This is a genomic window from Chryseobacterium artocarpi (assembly GCF_001684975.1).
GTDB lineage: Bacteria > Bacteroidota > Bacteroidia > Flavobacteriales > Weeksellaceae > Chryseobacterium > Chryseobacterium artocarpi.
This window is the reverse complement of the sequence record NZ_MAYH01000048.1, coordinates 261,395-278,900: the sequence shown is the minus strand read 5'-3', so window position 1 is coordinate 278,900 and position 17,506 is coordinate 261,395. Positions and strand designations below refer to the sequence as shown.

The window sequence follows — 17,506 nt, the reverse complement described above, 5'->3', positions numbered from 1 at the left end:
AATTTGAGTTTTTCATGGTTATTAGTTTTTATCCCCATAGTCTTGGGGATTTTTTTGCATAAAATTTTTCTTTGTATTGGTGAAGCAATATTTATCACTAAATTATTTGAATTTTAAATATTTTATTAACGTAATTTTTAATCATGATCAAAAAAAAGAGATCGGAATTGATTCTCAAAACCTGTTTAACTTAACTTCATTAAAACTTCTAAAGAAGAAACATTATTTTGTTCTTGAATACTGTGAGAAAAGAAAATTTATTGTTTTCTATGCCAAGACGAAGAAATCAAAAGTTAATCTGAAACTTTCTTCACCCATTAACTATAATAATTGCATAATACTCACAGGAAAATTTTTTTTTAAAAAGCGACAGACGGTTTTTGATATTTTTATCTTGGACAAAAGTGTGTTTTTATTCATAGAAGAGCAACTAATCGAAATTAAGGATTCAACTCAAGTATTGGTTAAATTATCAAAAAGACGTACTTCAGTCAAATAAAAAATCCCAAGCCAATTTGGCTTGGGATTTTTAATTGGAATCAATATTTATTTGATAATTATATTCGAAAATAACTGCAGCTTCTTTATCCCAGTTTCTCCTGGGTAACAATATAATAGTGGTAAATAGATCTCTTTTTTTATCATAACTGTCAATCCTTTCTAAACGTCCTCCATAATCATTATCAGCAAATTGATTAAGAGAATAGGGCAGAATAGTATCAGTTTTATTAATATAGAAAATACTGTAGTTGTCTTTTGTTAAGATCTGAAAGCGTTTAAATGGCAATCTACCATAAAGCACCGTATCATTGAGGTTTTTTCTTAGTTCATAATTGGAAATCTGTTTGTCAATCCATATTGCACCGTATTTTTTATCTCTGACATTTTTTGATTTTTCCTGCCGTTGCTTTATAAAATTAAGAGACTTGGAATCCATTAACGAACCTATTTCATAATAAACCGAATCATTTATGTAGTAAACACTGTCGATGATTTCCGGTATTGTAATGTTAGGTACTAATTCGATGATATCGTTTTCAAAATAGTTTATTTTTGACAAAATAATTTGTTGATGGTTATCAAGACCTTTTGAAGCCCCATAGTAAATGTTGGTGACAATATCAATTCCTCCTTTTTTACTCTGTATTCTATGTTCCTCTTTACATGAAACCAAAACTGTTGTTAAGAACAATAGCAAAAAACATTTCATAACGGCTAAATTTTTCTTGAATGACTTTGCTGATTCTTCACCTCATTAGTCTCAGAATTTTCACGCTGGAAAGCCTGTTCATTGGAATTGACTCTTTTCATTTTATTATCGTATAGATTCAGCATCTTATATTGTGGATTAAGAATAGCTTTTCCTTCAGTAATTTTATTGTTTTGATCAGAAAACTTTACGGAAACAATATTCCCTTTTTCAAGGGACTTAGTAGTAATTTCTCGGTGTCTTTCATTATCAAATTGCAGCTTAGCTTTATCAATAATTTTCTCAACATCGATTCCATAATTTTTATTAAAGACTTGAAGTTTATAATTTCCTTTTTCATTTTTTTCTTCATTTAATTGAAGCTTTACAAATGCATCTTCTTTTTCTTCAGAATGTTTACTGTAGATCTGAGTTCGTACTGATCTGCCTTCCAAAAGATTTATAGCGGCTTTTGCCGTATAGCTACCATTGGCGGAAAAGGTATGACTTAAATTGACATCTTTTTCATTGTTTTTAAGATTTGCTAAAAATGAGTTTAAATAGAACTTTTCATTGTTTTCAGATTTTTGAAACCTTAGTTCAAAATTGATTTCATTGTTCTTAAAAGAAGCTTTGTCAGAAGAAATATTAATGAGAAAGTCTTTTTTACCAGATGCTAAGTTTTCAGCCAGTTCTTGATGGACTCTTGGTTCTTCACCAAATCCTAAATATTTTATCTGATCTTTTAAATCCTGTAAATTTTTATTCTCACCGGAAAGGTCATTCTTCACAATTCTAACTTTATCATATTCTGTAGCTACTGTTTGGAGGATATCCGATTTTTCAGTTTGTTCTTTTGTAATTTTAAAAGATGTACCGTTTAAACTGACTCCTAATTCTTCATTTGGATTTAGTTTTTGTCCCGCTTTTTGAAGCATATTGATCAAGTTTTTAGGTGTGGTCATTTTTTCAAAAAATGGTTTTTCCTGTTTAGGTAGTTCAATTTTGACTTCGAGATCGGCCTTTTTGCCTTGAAATAGGTTGTTTTCCATGATGTTTATATTGTTGTTGTTATGATGTGAATTGTTACTTTGTCTGATTACTTCCTGATTTTGATAGTCTCTTAGTTTTGAAATGAGCTCTTTCCTTTGAAAATCGTTTTGAATGACTATTTTAAAATCAATTCCAGAACTATTAAATGGTACCATTGTCAAAGGATTATCAGTGAAAATTATTTTTCTGTCCTCAAGATTTTTAATCAGTGACGAAAAGGAGTCAATTTCAGAAGAAATGGATTCTCTTCTACCTTCTTTTAGCCAAATGCTATTGTTTGTATTTTTAAAATATTCAGCTAAAGTTTCAGTATCGGAATTTGATTTCATATCAATTTTGTTAATTTAGGATTATAGATTTACCATAATAAATTGTTATCGTAAATCAATTTTGATAGATAATAATTTCGAACTTTAAATTTCCGGTCATTAATACCTAATAGATATGTAATATTACTTTTAGTCTGTTGTTTATTATTAAGCATTAATTGAATTGACTTATAATTTATCTTAAGGTAAGTGTGATCTTTGGCAGTTATCATACTGGCTGAAATTTCTTTATCCAATAATTCCAGATAAAACATGGTTAATTCAAAATTTTCCGATGAATGAAAAAAATGCAGTTTTGGTACAAGCAGCTTTTTTTGGAGGTAACTTTTTAAAAGAAGTGATTTTAAAGCTTTTTTGTTGTTAGCTCCTGTAATAATTACCACAGAGTTTCTAAAAAAGTCCTGAGACCTGCAATGATAAAAAAGTATTGCCTCCAAAATGAATCTAAAACAGTATATATTATGGATTATAGAATCTCCCGCAGGATTGATAATCTGATAGTAATGAGCGGTTTCAAATGAGGAATAATCTTTGTAAATAATATTCCAGGTATTTTTTCTATGACCCAAAAAGTAAAGATTTCCATTCTCACTAATTCTGCCTCCAAATAGAGTTAGCACTTCCAGCTTTAAGTACATTGTGAATGTTGGTTTTTATCTTCCTCTCGAATAGGTCGAGGATTTTGAAGAATCGTCGGAAATTTGTTTTTCCTGATCTTTCCTTTTATTATTATCTTGGTACATATCCTGATCGTTTACCTGAAGGTTGATGTTTTGCCGCTCATCCACTTTACTATTATTTTTACTTAATGCTGGTTGCGAAACTGAGATTTCTCTGTTTACAATATTAAGGTCTGATATAATAGCTTTATTATCTGGATACTGCTCTGATTTAGATTGAAGATGGGCTTTGAGTTTAAGAAGTTCGGTTTGATATCTTGTGCTTTCTTTTTGAAGCTGATTTTCTTCCCGCATTTTAGCCAATTTTTGAATACCTTTTATTATTAGGAAACTCAAGCCTCCATCCACTGCAATTGATAAAATGAGTAGCGATTTTGAACTTGCCGATAATTTAACGTCGTTATTTGCTGATGGACTTATTTGTATAATGGTTTCATCATCTAATTTCAACTCTTTTCCTTTGCGTAGCAATTGAAGCTGCTTTTCTGAAATACTGTGTCCATTTACATTTTGAAGTTCATATTTAGTAGTATCAATGTCTTTGATTGTATTGTCTTTTTTATCTAATTCAAATATTTTGGATTGGAATTGCTTATTTTTTTCATTTAATGGCTTAATTATAAACAGATTGTCATATTTTGAGAGTTCTTCCGAATTCTCATTGCCGGTTTGAAGATTTGTTTTCTCTACACCGCTTTGAATAATCTGAACCTTATCGCCAACTTTGAAATTATTTAAACTTTCGTCAAGTTTGTTTCCGAAAAAAATAGTTTTACCTCTTTCATTTTCAATTTCAACAAAAGTTGTCATTTCATTTTCTAAATTTTTATTGAAGTAATCGGTTCCTATATGAGTAATATTACCATAATCAGCCATTACCTTATAAAGATTGCTATTAGAAGATGCAATTTCAAAAAGTTCAGCTGTTGATAAATCTCTATGATTTACTAAATCTTTAGTGTAGACATTTAAATCAAGCTTATCTTCATTAATTTTAAATGTAAGTCTGTTCTTATCATTTTCAGCAATAAGAATTCCACCATTCAGAAAATCATTAATTTCTGTTTTTGAAAGTTTGTCGCTAAATTCATCGTTCACATTCATGATTCCGAATTTTTTTAGTTCCTCTGTAAGTAATGTATTAGTATGTTCCATAATTGTAATCTGCTAATGCGTTATTGGTTTGTATTAAGTCGTTTAGAAATCGAATGGGATTAATATATTTCCCATTTTCTTTTACTGAGAAATGGAGATGTGGCGCGGTGCTTTTCCCGGTATTACCAGTAACAGCAATGATATCACCTGCATATATAATATCTCCATAGGAAAAAAATGTTTTTGATAAATGAAGGTAGATAGTTTCAAAATCGCCATGTCGTACTTTTATGTAATTGCCAGCCGCATTGCTATAGCCCGCTTCACTGACTGTCCCATCTAATACAGCAAATACATAATTGTTCTTTGCTCGAAAGTCAACGCCTGAATGAAATTTTTCAACTTTGTCTATTGGATGAAAACGAGTTCCAAAATTTGAAGTTACCGTCATATTTTCAAGTGGCATATAGACTATTTGACGCTCTTCTATTGTATAATTTCTTGATTCTATTAGTGGTAGCTTTTTATTACGATATCTTTTCTGTATCACGTACTTTTTTGGATCGATATCTTCCTCAGAATCATTGTTAATTTCCTCTTTTCCCTCAATAGAAATCATCTGAGAATCTTCATTTTGCGTACTGGTTGCCAATGAATCCGGACTAGGATCTTTAATTTTTTCAATTTTTTTTCTTCTATTCTTGCCTTCAATATGATGTGAAAAGAAGTTGCTGCTAAAATTATTTTGTAAAGAACTATTGACCCTTACATTATTTAGCTTTCCTTGGTATGAAACCGTATTAAATTGTGGTAAGAAATTAGAAAAAATAAATAATTGCATTATGATTAATGTTTTTTTCATTTTTAAATATTTTAATATTATTGAACTTTACCGTTAAAGTCCTGAATTATAAGTTCGACTTCTCTGTTTATTCTTAAAAAATTTGACATTAGAATTTTCTCTTTATTGTCATTTCCCAATTGATCAGTGAAATTGAAGTAAATGGGCATTTCAATGTATCCCTGTTCTTCTTTTTGAATGCTCCTCATATCCAGATTTATTCTTCCGTGAATTGCAGAAGTTTTATATTCTTCGGTTTGATTATGCTCGTCTCCTGCAATTATTCCAACCATTTCGCCTGTCTTTAGACCTGCTATTTTACCTGCAGGAATAAGATTATCCATTTTTTCCTGTATAGAAACTGTAGTTTGATTGTTATTAATGGACATGGACTGAGTTTTTTGTTTGACCTTTCCAAATACTTTTTCAAGCCAGTCCAAAGTACTTTTATCACGAGCACTCCCGCTGAGAATATTTCCGATAATGGCAGTGATAGTATCTGCCACTTCTTTTTTGTAAAATTGCCTAAATTGAGGTATCTCCTGAAGACCTAAGAGAACCGCTACTTTATTGCTTCGGGCAGTGGCAATCAGATTATCTATTTTATGGATATAAATAGTTGGCAGCTCATCAGCAACAATACCACTTGGTAAATTACCTTTCGAATTAATCTGTTTCAGTAATCTATTCAGGATAGTTGAGTACAGCGCCGAATTGATATCCTGTGTATTAGGATCAGAGGCTAATACGATAATTGTAGGATTTTCTCTATTAGATATTTTTAGATTTACTTCGTCTCCCGAGAATACCCAAAAGCTTTCTTTTGTAGCTAAACGCGATAAAAATATCTTTAAAGTTCCAATTTGTCCTTCTAATTGGTCAAAAGCTCTATTGTCGAAAGCCGATTTGAATGTTGATAATAATGAATGCAGCTCAATGTTTGTAAACAGTGTATTGAAAATTTCTTCATAACTGCGATTCATAAAAGATAGCAGATGTGGTAAAGTCGAAAATTTTCCGTCTTCATATTTTGCCAAGAAAGCAATACAGGATGCCAAAAAATTAATGGCAGACTGCGTAAAGAATTGATCGCTACCTCCACCGGAGCCTCCGCCTTTTTGAAGAGAAGAAACCATAGCTTCTGCGATTTCCTGAGCTTCTGCTAGAGTAGAGAGGTATTCTTTCCTTAATGGATTAACTCTCTTTGATTTTTCGACCTCGTTAAGATTAATAACAGCAAATTCATACTTGTAATCTTTTTCCCTTTGTCGTTTTAATTGGTAATGATAGTAAGCAATTTTACCCAAGTCAGGAAATTTATAGTCATAGATACAAAGACAAAACCCTTTGTTAATCATCTGTCTGATAGCTGGATTTATTATTCCAAATGATTTACCACTTCCTGGAGTTCCTATCACTAAGGTTCCTCTGAATGGATTGATATTGATCCAGCCATTATTCATACGCTTATTGTAATAGAATAAGTAAGGAATGTTAATTGAAAAGTCAGTCGTGATTAATTCTTTGTTTTGATCAAATGATTCTTCTTCTATATTCCAGCGGTCTTTACCTAGCTTGTTTTTCATGATCTTACTGATATTATCAGCTCCCAAAAGGGTAATTAAAACACCTGAAAATGATAGTAATGCATAAACTGCTTGATACATGTTGAAATACGGAGTAATTGCGAAGGAATCAATTCGGAAGGTATCTTCTATAAATGACAAAGAACCGAATATCATTAAAAGCCCTCCTATTATTGGTAAAATAATAGATGTCGTAATATTTATGTTCTGATTTTTTTTAGGTTTTGTTCCAATAGCAATGAGAATGATTAAAATAAGCTCAGCAAATTTTGCATTGCGTGGTGGAAATAAAAATGGCATTTTCGCAAATGACTTTAACAGTTTTGGAAGTATCGGAATTTGTGTTCCTCCAAAAAATATGATACTACATTCGGTAAGGACAAGCATATAAACTGCCTTCTGAAAAAAGCCATAGATTTTTTGTTGTTCTTTGCTTTCCTGCATAATTTCTTTTCTTGATTTATATAAAAGCAGACAGCCAGGATTTCCCAGCTGTCTGTTGTTGTGTTTTGGATGTAAAGAAGTTTTTAAAAGGTATCTGCCTGTAAAATATCTGAATATTTTATTTCAAGATTTAATGTCCTTCCGCTTATTTGATTTTCAACCAATCTTATGTTTAAAACCTTATTGTTAGGATAAGTAAACTTTTTGAACACAAAAATATTCCTGTAATACTTTTTGAATGATTTCAGATCGTATAGTCGAAAAACGGGCTCTATTTCTATTGATTGCACATTAGTCGCCTTATATACTTTTTTATCATCAATTGAAAAATTAAGTTTGTCAATATTATAGGTGAGGTTAGTGTAATTCTTAAAGCTCACATCTAGAAAGACATAATCACCAAAAGTGAATACATTATTGAGCTGTGATTCGATCCCAAGATCTTTGTTTTTTCGTATTTTTTTTCCTTCCTTTTTTCTAATAATCTCCAGTGAATATTTTCTGAGTTCAGTACTGGATATCTGGTAATCAGGGTATTCAAGTGCCTGCATATCTTCAGGTAAAATTTCAATATTGGTCATTATATTAGAAGAATTATCAATTTTGTAAATCAGTTTATATTGAGCCATAAAAGATTGACCAACAACTGTGACAATGCCGAGCTCCTGGTTGTCAAAGTAGTAAATTGGGATGTCTTCCTTATCACTTATACTGTCCTTCAGCGTATGACTTTCATTTTCAAATTGCTGAATTTTAATTCTCACAACATTTTCAGTTGGAAGGTCACCAATAAGATTTTTTGTACTTAGATCAACAAACTGAACAGGCTGTGGGCTTCTGAAATGGAGATTGACATCTCCGGTAATATAAATTTCAGGAAGATTATTTTTATATACTTTTGAGCTTACTTGACTTTGTGCCGAGGTCTGTATTGAAACAATAATAAGCATAAAAATTAGGATGAAATTTTTCATAGTTTATGGATTGGTATTTTTTTTATAGATATTTTTTTTCTTTTTCTCAAGTTCTTTGTTATCAATTAGGTAAACGAAAGAGTTGTATTTAATCTTTGCCTTGTTTTTTCTTATAACATCAGATATCGTTTTTGACGTGGATTGATAAACAGAACTTAATGTTGTCGTGAAAAAATCGGCACTTCCACTGGATAGATTTTGCCCTTGAACGATATTTTCTCCCATTGATCTGGTCATTTCACGGAAAGCAGAACTTGGTACATATAATCCCTCCATTCCATCAATATCATATATATTAAGACTAATAGGAAGTATTTCATTTTGATGCATTACTGAAACGATATTAAGATTAACTCTTTGCAATGAAAAACCACTGATTAATGCATAGAGAGGAGTACCTTTTGTAATTTTTGTATTTCCTACATATACGTCCTCAAGCAATCGGATACGTATTCTGCTTCCGGCAAAACCTTTAATATTTTCGTCAATGACCGCTTTGATAAAATTATTTTCCCTTTGCCTGTAAATTGAGTTGAAATCAGAACTTTTGGAAGCTTTTGTAACATCCAATGTTGAGTTAAGAAAGAAGTCCATCTCTTTCTCATTTTTTTTCATTTTTTCAATAGCTTTTGCCTGATTCTTTAGCTCAGGATTATTTGCTTTTTCAATACTATCCATTAGCATCATCTGTTCCCGCATCAAAGTCATCTGGTCTTTTTTCCAGTCTGATGTTTCAGAATTCCTATTTAAATTTCCAGTATTTGAGTCTTTATTATTGTCATTATCTAACATCTTAAGCATTTTCATACTTCTGTCATATTGCTCATCTTCCCGGTTTTTGGATTGTCTGGCATCCATAGCATTGTAATAGGATTGTCTATTCGCCTGTCTCGAAAGGTTACTGAGACGCTCTTTTTCACGAGCGTAATTCATACTGTCGATATGTCTTTTCTGACGTTCTGAAAGATCATCGTCAAATTTCTCAAGACTTTCATGCTCATCGCCAAAGCCGTCAATCATAGTTCTTCCATCGGTTCTCTTGTCGAAAAAATCAGCGTAAGCATCTGCTTTATCTTTGATTTCAGAACGTTCTCCAACTTTTCCAAAATCTGTAGAAATATCTTTACTCTCTGCAAGTTTGTTTTTGTCTTTTCCAGAGTTTTCTACGAATTGGATATAAAAATACCCTATCATCAAAACGAATGGAAGGGCAATAAGTGGAAGAATATATTTGGGTTGTTTAAAATTGAGTTTTTTCATCTTGAATATTTTATTTTGTATTTATCAAGTAGATATTTGATTCTCGAACTGTCGGACGGACTCAGCATCTTTTTTTTCTGATAGTATTCAAGTTCTTTTATTGCTTCTCTTATATCCATTATCTTTTCTGTTTCTTTTAGAGAAGAGCTGAATGATGTTGCTGCATCGGTCAATACATTTTGCCCCTTCAATGTTTCATATTCCGGAATTGAAACTTTATGGATGTAAATCAAATTTCCAATAGAGAATATGGTTGAAAAGAAAATCAATCCGAACATCAGGTAAAATGTTTTCTTAGGCTGACGTTCGGCAAATCGTTCCAAACCTCTCCAAAGAGAAGTCTTGTTTTCTTTTATAATTTTATCATGTTCTTCCATTATCTAAATTTTTCTTTTACGGAAATATCCGAGTTATCTAATGTTTTCCATTTTTCAATCAACACGCCATGAGGATTATTGGGTGAACGAGGCAGATCCTGCAAAAAACCTTCAGTAATCAATTTTCGGACAATCAGTTGTGTCTTTCGATTGATAGTCTGCTTACCATAATAAGTAAATTTCAAGTTTTGCTCATCTAATACTATACTATCCGCTTTAATTGTCATTACGCTATTAGAAGAAATAATTTGATTATAAAAGCCTTTTTCTTTAAGGTTCATATACTCCTTCATACCACTGTCATCAATAAGATATAATGCTTTTTTCGTTTGTGATTTTATGTAGTCATCATCCGCCGATAAAGTGAAGAATAATGCATGAAACATATCAATCTGAGCTTTGTACTCTACAGGTCTGTTCAAAAGTAAATCGGTTTGCTTGACTAATACTGGAACACCATTATCAAGTATGTAAATGGATTTTCTCGCATCTTTAATCTGCTTATACGAAAAAATGAAACCTGCTATAACAATAATGACGGATAAGACTAAACAACCGATTGAGGTTACTTTGTTAATCTTTATTTTTTTTTCGATGTTTTTTACAACTGCCATAATTATCCTTTTAATAGTGATGTTCCTTTTGTTGCTATTGCCATTCCTGCTTTTTTCATTTTACTCATAGCTCCAGTGTTACCACCCCCTGACGGAATTATATAATTAGCTAAAGTTGGAACGCATAAAATTCCGACTGCGGTAATTAGAAAGCAGACAATAACTAACCCGAAAGACATGATTCCACTGCTCGAATAGGTGAGCAGAAGATCCATATTCTTAATACTTCCATCTGTATTGATGATTTGGTCGTACCTTTCGATTTCGGCTTCAAAAGCAAAGAGCTGAAGCAGTGTTCCTATTTTTAGTATAATAAATGCAACAAATCCATAGAGATTGACATTAATGAATCTTGAAACCCATTGTGTGAGAAAACTTGAAAATGCGGGAAATACAGATAAACCAACAGGAATCGGACCTATAATTATCAGGATGGTAGAAAATATAAGTTGAATAAAAAATATCCCATACACACATATTCTCAATATCCATAATCCAATTAATTCTAACGCACTTGAGATAGCTAATTGCAATCCCACCTGTAATCGAAGGTATAGTTCATACACCGGACTCATTAGACTTGTTAATCCGTCGCCGACCATATCAAGACCTTCCTCAATTAAAGATTTGTCTCCAGCTTCCTGCTGTTGAATCTCAGCTTGAGCTTTTGCCTGTTCTTCAACAATTCTGTCTACAACCTGCTGTTGTTTTTTAAACCTTACCCATCTTAATGAATTTAGTTCCTGCTGACTTTCGATAAAGCTGCTTTCTGATACATCTTGTAGTTTTATCAATGGTGTTCTAAGAACACCTACAAATGATACCCAATTCATAATGACCAGTCCAATAGCAAAGGGTTTTAGCATTGGAACAATTTCCCATTCTCGATCTCCGCTGACCATCTGCCAGCCTATGTTACCTAGATATAGTAGTGCTCCTAATCCTGCTACTGCTTGCCCGAATAATATAAATTGTCCATATTCAGCGGTCATAAAGCTATCATATAATGGCAGGAATTTTTCAGTAAACCATCCTTCCAAAATTCCTTCTCCCTGTAGAAAATCCATTGCCTTTTGGTAATATTCATCGCTGTGAGTATCCTGTGAAAATGCAAGGGAGGGAATGAATAAAAGCATTACTTTCATAATGCTTTTTAAAATCGTTTCTCGTTTCATATTTTTTTTGGTTATAAGTGTCCCATGAGTACATCCATAAATATTTCTGCATCTCTCCTTTCTTTTGTGATCTTTCCGGGATTTTTTGTTTTGTAACTTTGAAGTTTTACTTCGGCTCTGAATCTGTTTTCTCCCTGCTTATTTAAGTAAGCCAGATACTTTTTCATTTTGCGCCATTCAATGAGGCAATCGTGATAGGCCAGAATTCTTTTTCCTCTCGGCATATCAACACTTTTAGCAAATTTGTATTTGTCTTGCAACACATTGATCTTTCGTCTGCATTCTCCAATAATGCCATAGTTATTGAATCTTTCCCAAGCTTTAGATGATGTAAATCCCCATTGTGAAGAAGCTGAAGAGTTCGTTTCAAAATTGTCCAGACTGTTAAGTACATCTTTGTAGTATAGCAGATAAAGAGGGTCAGCTGATGAAGTAACATTTGAAAAGTGATAGAACTCTTTAAGGTTTTCTTCGTAAGTCAACTTTGCTTCTTCTTGTATATCGCTTGTCTTATCTTGCTGAACCAAGGTTGTTGCGTACCGTTGATTTTGTAATCCTGTTAAACTGAGAGGTCTTATATCGCTTCCTCCTTTGTAGTCGCGATTTCGACTTGGCGCTAACCATCCCCAGACCATAGCATAAGCGTAATTGGTCTGAATACCTAAAAAATATTTTGGTTCAGGATGCCAATCTCCCCATTGATAAAAAACTTGTCTTTTTTCCTGCCCTACAATGTGCTTGTCCTTTATTCTTTTTATAGTCTGTCCTTTTACAGAAGGTAAAAAGAATAGTATTGTTAGTAGTATTAGTGTATTTCTCATGATGTCAAATTTTACCAACCATTTAGATTATAGTTGTAATTATTAATGATGTTTTGGATTAAACCCTTATCTCTTATATACCAGCTATTGAATACACCTATATGTCTGAAATAGGGTTTCTTTTCAGCGTTTTTCAGATAATTAATTATATGTACTGTCCAGCCGTTCATGATTTTTATTTCATGTTGTATTTTCGACAGAACTTTCTGTCTGTCGTAGCTATCCATAAGAAAATCATTTTCTTCGTTCAATACAGATTCACTTATATTTTCATAAGAATTCATAGCGTGCAGATAAAGTTTAGAATAGTAATTTGTAATTAATACAGCATACTGAGGCTTTTGAGCTGAAAGCTCCAGCATTTTTTCCATGTTTCCTATCAATTTTGTAAAGTCATTATAGATGCCCTCCAACTGTTTTCCCTGTTTCAATGCTGAATTAACATTACGAAGCTGGTTGTAAATATGATTCTTCATAACTACTACTTGGGTGGCTTTTTCCTTGATGTCATCATAAGCTTTTCTCTGCTTCTCATAAGATTTTTGATAGAGTTTTTCAGAAGCAACTCTTGCGGCTTGATTGGCAGTCACCTGTGCCTGTAATTCTAAATTGTAATAAAGTTGATAGTACGTTTGTGATCTTACTATATTAAAAGACAGCAAAAAAAATCCAATTAGAAATGTTCTCATTTTAATAAAGGTTAGCATTGTTAATAATATCCTGAATGATTTTTTTATCTCTATTGACCCAGTTTTGCAATAGATTGTTACGCAGTTTCATTTTGCGTTTCACATTAACAATTTTCTGAAGGGTAGAGTATGACTGTTGCCGAAGCATTTTAATTTCACTCTGCGCGTAGTCCAGAAGAATTTTACGTTCTGCCTTTTCCATTCCATTGATAGTTCCATATGATAAAATAATTCCTGCCATCAATCTGATATACAGCTGGAGATTATCAATGAATTCGTACTGACCATTTAATGCTACCGGAATCCAAATGGGAGCATCTGATAGTTCTGTATAAATTTTTGATTGTATCTCATAAATCTTATCGACTTCCTTAACTATATAGACGGATGTGGGGATGGCTTGAACTGCAAATGACAGATTGTTCAGCCTTCCACGTATTTTTTCTGTCACATCCCTATATTTACTCCATTGTTCTTTATTAGCCGACTCCAAACTTAAATTGGACAGTTGTTTATTTCTCATCTCTTTTTGCTTGTCGTTTTCATCCATCGTTTTTTGGATTTCGGAATTGATAAGGTAGTAGCAGATGTAGTTCCCTCCGGTTAGCTGACCTTTAAACATACTTGAACAGACCATAATCACCAAGCATAAAATATTAGTTATTAAAGTTTTCATAATCCTAATGTTCCTGCATTATTTAATATTTGTTGGAAAATTTGCCTATCCGTATTGACGTAAGTTTGGAATGGATTAATTGATTTCCAGAATCCTTTCTTTTTTGCTCTCCTAATTGTCATCTTGACATTGATAAGGTAAACATTAAGTAACCGCGTGTTGTTTTCAATGTTGTAAAGGAGTCTCTTTCTATCGCCGGATGTTGCAAGATTTAACTCCCCGCTCGTCAACAAATCTGCAACGTCGGTATAGATGTCTGTGGCCTTGTTAGTGACCAGTTGCACTGACTTCGTAGCGAACAAGCTGTATTCCGGAGCATGTTGAACCTCGCTATATATCCCGTTAACGTTGTTGATGATTTTATTAAGGTTATTATAAATATTCTGAACCTGGATCCCATTCTTCAGGGTGCCGTTAACCTCCTTTAATCCCTTGTATAGTTTATTCTGAAGATCATTTGCGAGAACCATTTGCGATGATACAAACGCCTGTGCCTGCTGTAGCTTATTCATTTCGTCTACCGTTTTCTCTTGTTCGCTTTTAATCTGATTTGCATATAAAATCATTGAAGGAGCCGTTAATACGTCTATATATGGAGTTTGTGTTTTAAAAAAGCTCATGATCAAGACCATGAGTATGATGCTATATTTTTTCATAATATTGATTTTTATTTTTAATAAATTCTTTAAAAGTCATGTTATGATGAATAAGCTGCCGCTTAATACTTTTGAAAAAGTCTTGTCCGGGGTTTTGCTTCCTAAATAAATGATAGTACTCAATTAGATCTTTTTCAATTGGTTTCTGGTAGATGTTAACCAATGATACAAGGTTTGGCAAACCATCATTTAGATTATCAATATCGGCAACAAATTGCTCAAGAGCATCTTGATAGTTTCCAAATTCATTGACATAGTATTCTAATGCTGATTTTTCAGGCTTCTCAGTGGTGTAAGTCAAATATTGATGCAAGGAAACCTCATTACCGTAGACCTCTCCTTTGCTTCCTCGTTTGAGATAGAATTCTTTGAACCGGCTTCTGCCACCCTTGTTATTGAGATTATTGATAGTGAAAATTTTACTTTGCTCTACTTCATTTAGCGACAGTAGCTTGGCGATTTTGTCAAAATTGTCGATAAATTTTGTTTGATCCAGAAGGATAAAGGTGTCGGAATTATTGATGATACTGTCTTTTACAACTGCATTTCCTATGATGTCATCAAGTTCCTGCGTTACTACCACCGCTTCGCCCCAGAATTTTCTTACAGTTTTGTATAGGTATAAGATATATCCTCCCATCAGTTTACTTGCAATTGCCTTCCATGCTTCTTCAATAATAAGTGCCTTTCTTCTATCTTTCCTCAAACGCATTTTCTGAATGAACGTGTCCATGATAATGAGTGTAACTATCGGAAAAAGCTTCGGATTATCCTTAACGTTATCGATCTCAAATACAATGAAAGGCTCATCAAATAATGAATTGTCTGCATCTTCATTTAAAGTGGTTCCATATCTTCCTCCTTTGTAGAAATCAGCAAGTACATACAGGAAAGTTCTTAAGTTAAACTCAGATTCAGAGATTTTGAACTTTTTATTTGAAAGGTAGATAGGAAGAAATTTTTCGGAATACTCGTAAAAAGAGTTGAAAGAAAGTTCTTCTATATTTAAGTTTTCTTCGAGTTCAATCAGTTTTTTAATTAACGACTTTCTAAATGCATCTTCCCATTCTTCACTGTTAATTTTTGGTCTTTCGATGATTTGGGTCTTTGAAAGTGCTAACTGGCTGTCGTCATACACTTTTCTTTTTTCAACATTAATTAAAGTTTCATAAGCCTCGTGGATTTTATCAAACATAGTCTCATCAAAATCGTCTTTTTCAAAATTTTTATCAGGGTGATGTTGTACCGCGAGTTTTCGAAAGGCTTTTTTGATGTCTGTACTTTCGGCATTCATCGGGATTCCTAAAATGTTATAGTAATTCTCGTTTTCAGCGAATTGATTCTCAAATTCAGCATACAGTTCATCTTCATAGATGTTATACTTGCTTAAGTAAAGAATCAGCTCACGGGAGGTTTTTTGTCGATACCAGTTGGTACCACCTTTGAAAAACTGATGATAATAAGCTAAAAGAAGATTATCAATGATTGATTTCTGTGTCGTGGTCATCGATGAATCAGCACCCTGCCAAATAAGAAAAATGAGATTTCCTAAAAACTCAATTTTTTCAATATTGAATTCTGATTGGCTTACTACAAAGGGGTTCATTGTAATAGGCTTCTCTTCAGTGTATTGAATGTATTTCCCGTTCTTGTATTTGGCTGTTCCACTGTAGCTGTCTCCTGTGTCTACAATCACAACATCATAATTATACGTGAGATATTGTTCAATGATATTATTCATCAGAAAAGATTTACCGCTTCCGGAAGGTCCAAGTACAAACTTATTTCTATTGTTAATTCTACCTGTCTGCATTGGCAAATCAGCAGTGTCGATCTTTAAAGGAACGCCTTGTCTGTCAGTGAATCTTAAATAAAAATTAGATTGTTCATCGATGGGGTAGCTTTCTTTAAAAAAAAAAGCACAACGAGGCTTCACTCGTTGTGGTAAACAAATCGTATTCTTTTAACTCATTCGCATTTCCCGGAAGGGATGAGCGAAATAATTCCATTTGATTGAAAGAATTTTTACTCGATATAACTCCTTTTTGAAACAACTGGTTCTCAATCATAGATTGAGTTTTCTCCATATCTTCTATTGTTGAGCAGCTTGTTACTAAACTGTAGTGAGCATCAACAATTAGTTGACCATCTTTTGCAATACTATCCAGCAAAAGTCCAATTTCTTCTGCACAGATTCTATTTAAAGGTTCATTTTGGAATCCTTCGTGACGATTTTTTTTATTGGCTAAAAATTTCACTCTTTCCGTCTGATCGGGAATTACTATGATTTGATTGTAAATGATAGTATCATACAGTTCCAAATCATTGATGAATGAAAAGTTGTCAACTGCTGTATCTTTAATTGCGCCGTTGCCACCTAAGGTTGTGTAAGGATAAATCTCATTAGGAAGCTCAATATTTTCTACATCTACAAGAGAAATCGCCTTAATAAATGAACTTCCTATCTGAAGGTTATTGTCTAAAGACCTAATATTATCGAGTGCTTTTGTTGATCTGCCAAAATTCATTGAAAGGATGGAGGAGATGTAATATTCGAAATTCTTCTCCAAGAAAAATTTTGGTTCAAAATTATTTTCTTTCAAGAGCATAAAGATTTTCTCCGCCTTATCACGTAGCTCTTTGTACTTTTTATCAGAATATTTATAATTGTTTTTCTTTTTACTTTGATCGATCCGATGAGTAATTACTAAAATACTGTCGATGGTCTTATAGATTCTTCCTTCAAAATGTTCTGAATATTTTTGCTGTAAATATTCTTCATGTTCTTCTGTTTTGTAGACTTTTTTATCAAAAATATCCAGTTTCTGAACGATATAACCTTCACCAATAATACTAATGATATTTAAAAGTATCGAATGATATTTTAAGTATAAAGCCCTATTTGCAGAATATTGAGTAACGATATTTTTTATTTGAATTGCAATGATTGGATTTCCAAACTCACCGATAAGTACGTCGTACGTTGTATTAAATTCTGAACCATAGTCATATCCTATGAATGGCAGACTAAAGCTTTTCTTTTTCAT

14 protein-coding genes and 1 pseudogene are annotated in these 17,506 nt (G+C 32.6%); all 15 read right to left on the bottom strand.

Annotation, left to right across the window (positions count from 1 at the left end):
- Positions 1 to 529 precede the first annotated feature (529 nt).
- The gene (locus BBI01_RS19055; protein WP_065396227.1) at positions 530 to 1,210 is read right to left on the bottom strand and encodes a hypothetical protein; all 681 of its coding nucleotides are present in this window, start codon (positions 1,208 to 1,210) and stop codon (positions 530 to 532) included.
- A gap of 5 nt (positions 1,211 to 1,215) precedes the next feature.
- Entirely contained in the window at positions 1,216 to 2,571 is a 1,356-nt protein-coding gene (locus BBI01_RS19050) for a V-type ATP synthase subunit I domain-containing protein (RefSeq protein WP_065396226.1), read from the bottom strand.
- A gap of 653 nt (positions 2,572 to 3,224) precedes the next feature.
- Entirely contained in the window at positions 3,225 to 4,406 is a 1,182-nt protein-coding gene (locus tag BBI01_RS19040; RefSeq protein WP_065396224.1) for a hypothetical protein, read from the bottom strand.
- Entirely contained in the window at positions 4,393 to 5,208 is an 816-nt protein-coding gene (locus BBI01_RS22400; protein ID WP_083190158.1) for a M23 family metallopeptidase, read from the bottom strand. Before BBI01_RS22400 ends, BBI01_RS19040 begins: the two co-directional genes overlap by 14 nt.
- A 17-nt stretch (positions 5,209 to 5,225) precedes the next feature.
- Positions 5,226 to 7,217, bottom strand: coding sequence for a type IV secretion system DNA-binding domain-containing protein (locus tag BBI01_RS19030; protein ID WP_065396223.1), 1,992 nt, complete (start codon positions 7,215 to 7,217; stop codon positions 5,226 to 5,228).
- Positions 7,218 to 7,300: 83 nt separating this feature from the next.
- Positions 7,301 to 8,191, bottom strand: coding sequence for a DUF4138 domain-containing protein (locus BBI01_RS19025; protein ID WP_065396222.1), 891 nt, complete (start codon positions 8,189 to 8,191; stop codon positions 7,301 to 7,303).
- Between the two features lie 3 nt (positions 8,192 to 8,194).
- Positions 8,195 to 9,451 (bottom strand): conjugative transposon protein TraM, encoded by a 1,257-nt coding sequence (gene traM / locus BBI01_RS19020; RefSeq protein WP_065396221.1) that lies wholly within the window; start codon positions 9,449 to 9,451, stop codon positions 8,195 to 8,197.
- On the bottom strand, positions 9,448 to 9,828 hold the full coding sequence (locus BBI01_RS19015; protein ID WP_065396220.1) for a hypothetical protein: 381 nt from the start codon (positions 9,826 to 9,828) through the stop codon (positions 9,448 to 9,450). Before BBI01_RS19015 ends, traM begins: the two co-directional genes overlap by 4 nt.
- On the bottom strand, positions 9,828 to 10,442 hold the full coding sequence (gene traK / locus BBI01_RS19010) for a conjugative transposon protein TraK (protein ID WP_065396219.1): 615 nt from the start codon (positions 10,440 to 10,442) through the stop codon (positions 9,828 to 9,830). The genes BBI01_RS19015 and traK overlap by 1 nt, the downstream gene beginning before the upstream one ends.
- Before the next feature lie 2 nt (positions 10,443 to 10,444).
- Positions 10,445 to 11,617 (bottom strand): TraJ family protein, encoded by a 1,173-nt coding sequence (locus tag BBI01_RS19005; protein WP_123862179.1) that lies wholly within the window; start codon positions 11,615 to 11,617, stop codon positions 10,445 to 10,447.
- An 11-nt stretch (positions 11,618 to 11,628) separates the two neighbouring features.
- Positions 11,629 to 12,438, bottom strand: a complete 810-nt coding sequence (locus BBI01_RS19000) for a hypothetical protein (protein WP_065396217.1) — start codon at positions 12,436 to 12,438, stop codon at positions 11,629 to 11,631.
- Between the two features lie 11 nt (positions 12,439 to 12,449).
- Entirely contained in the window at positions 12,450 to 13,127 is a 678-nt protein-coding gene (locus BBI01_RS18995; protein WP_065396216.1) for a hypothetical protein, read from the bottom strand.
- A gap of 1 nt (position 13,128) precedes the next feature.
- Positions 13,129 to 13,764, bottom strand: coding sequence for a hypothetical protein (locus BBI01_RS18990; protein WP_123862178.1), 636 nt, complete (start codon positions 13,762 to 13,764; stop codon positions 13,129 to 13,131).
- 35 nt (positions 13,765 to 13,799) lie between these two features.
- On the bottom strand, positions 13,800 to 14,435 hold the full coding sequence (locus tag BBI01_RS18985; protein ID WP_083190164.1) for a hypothetical protein: 636 nt from the start codon (positions 14,433 to 14,435) through the stop codon (positions 13,800 to 13,802).
- Between the two features lie 10 nt (positions 14,436 to 14,445).
- Positions 14,446 to 17,506: pseudogene (locus BBI01_RS23105) on the bottom strand (TraG family conjugative transposon ATPase).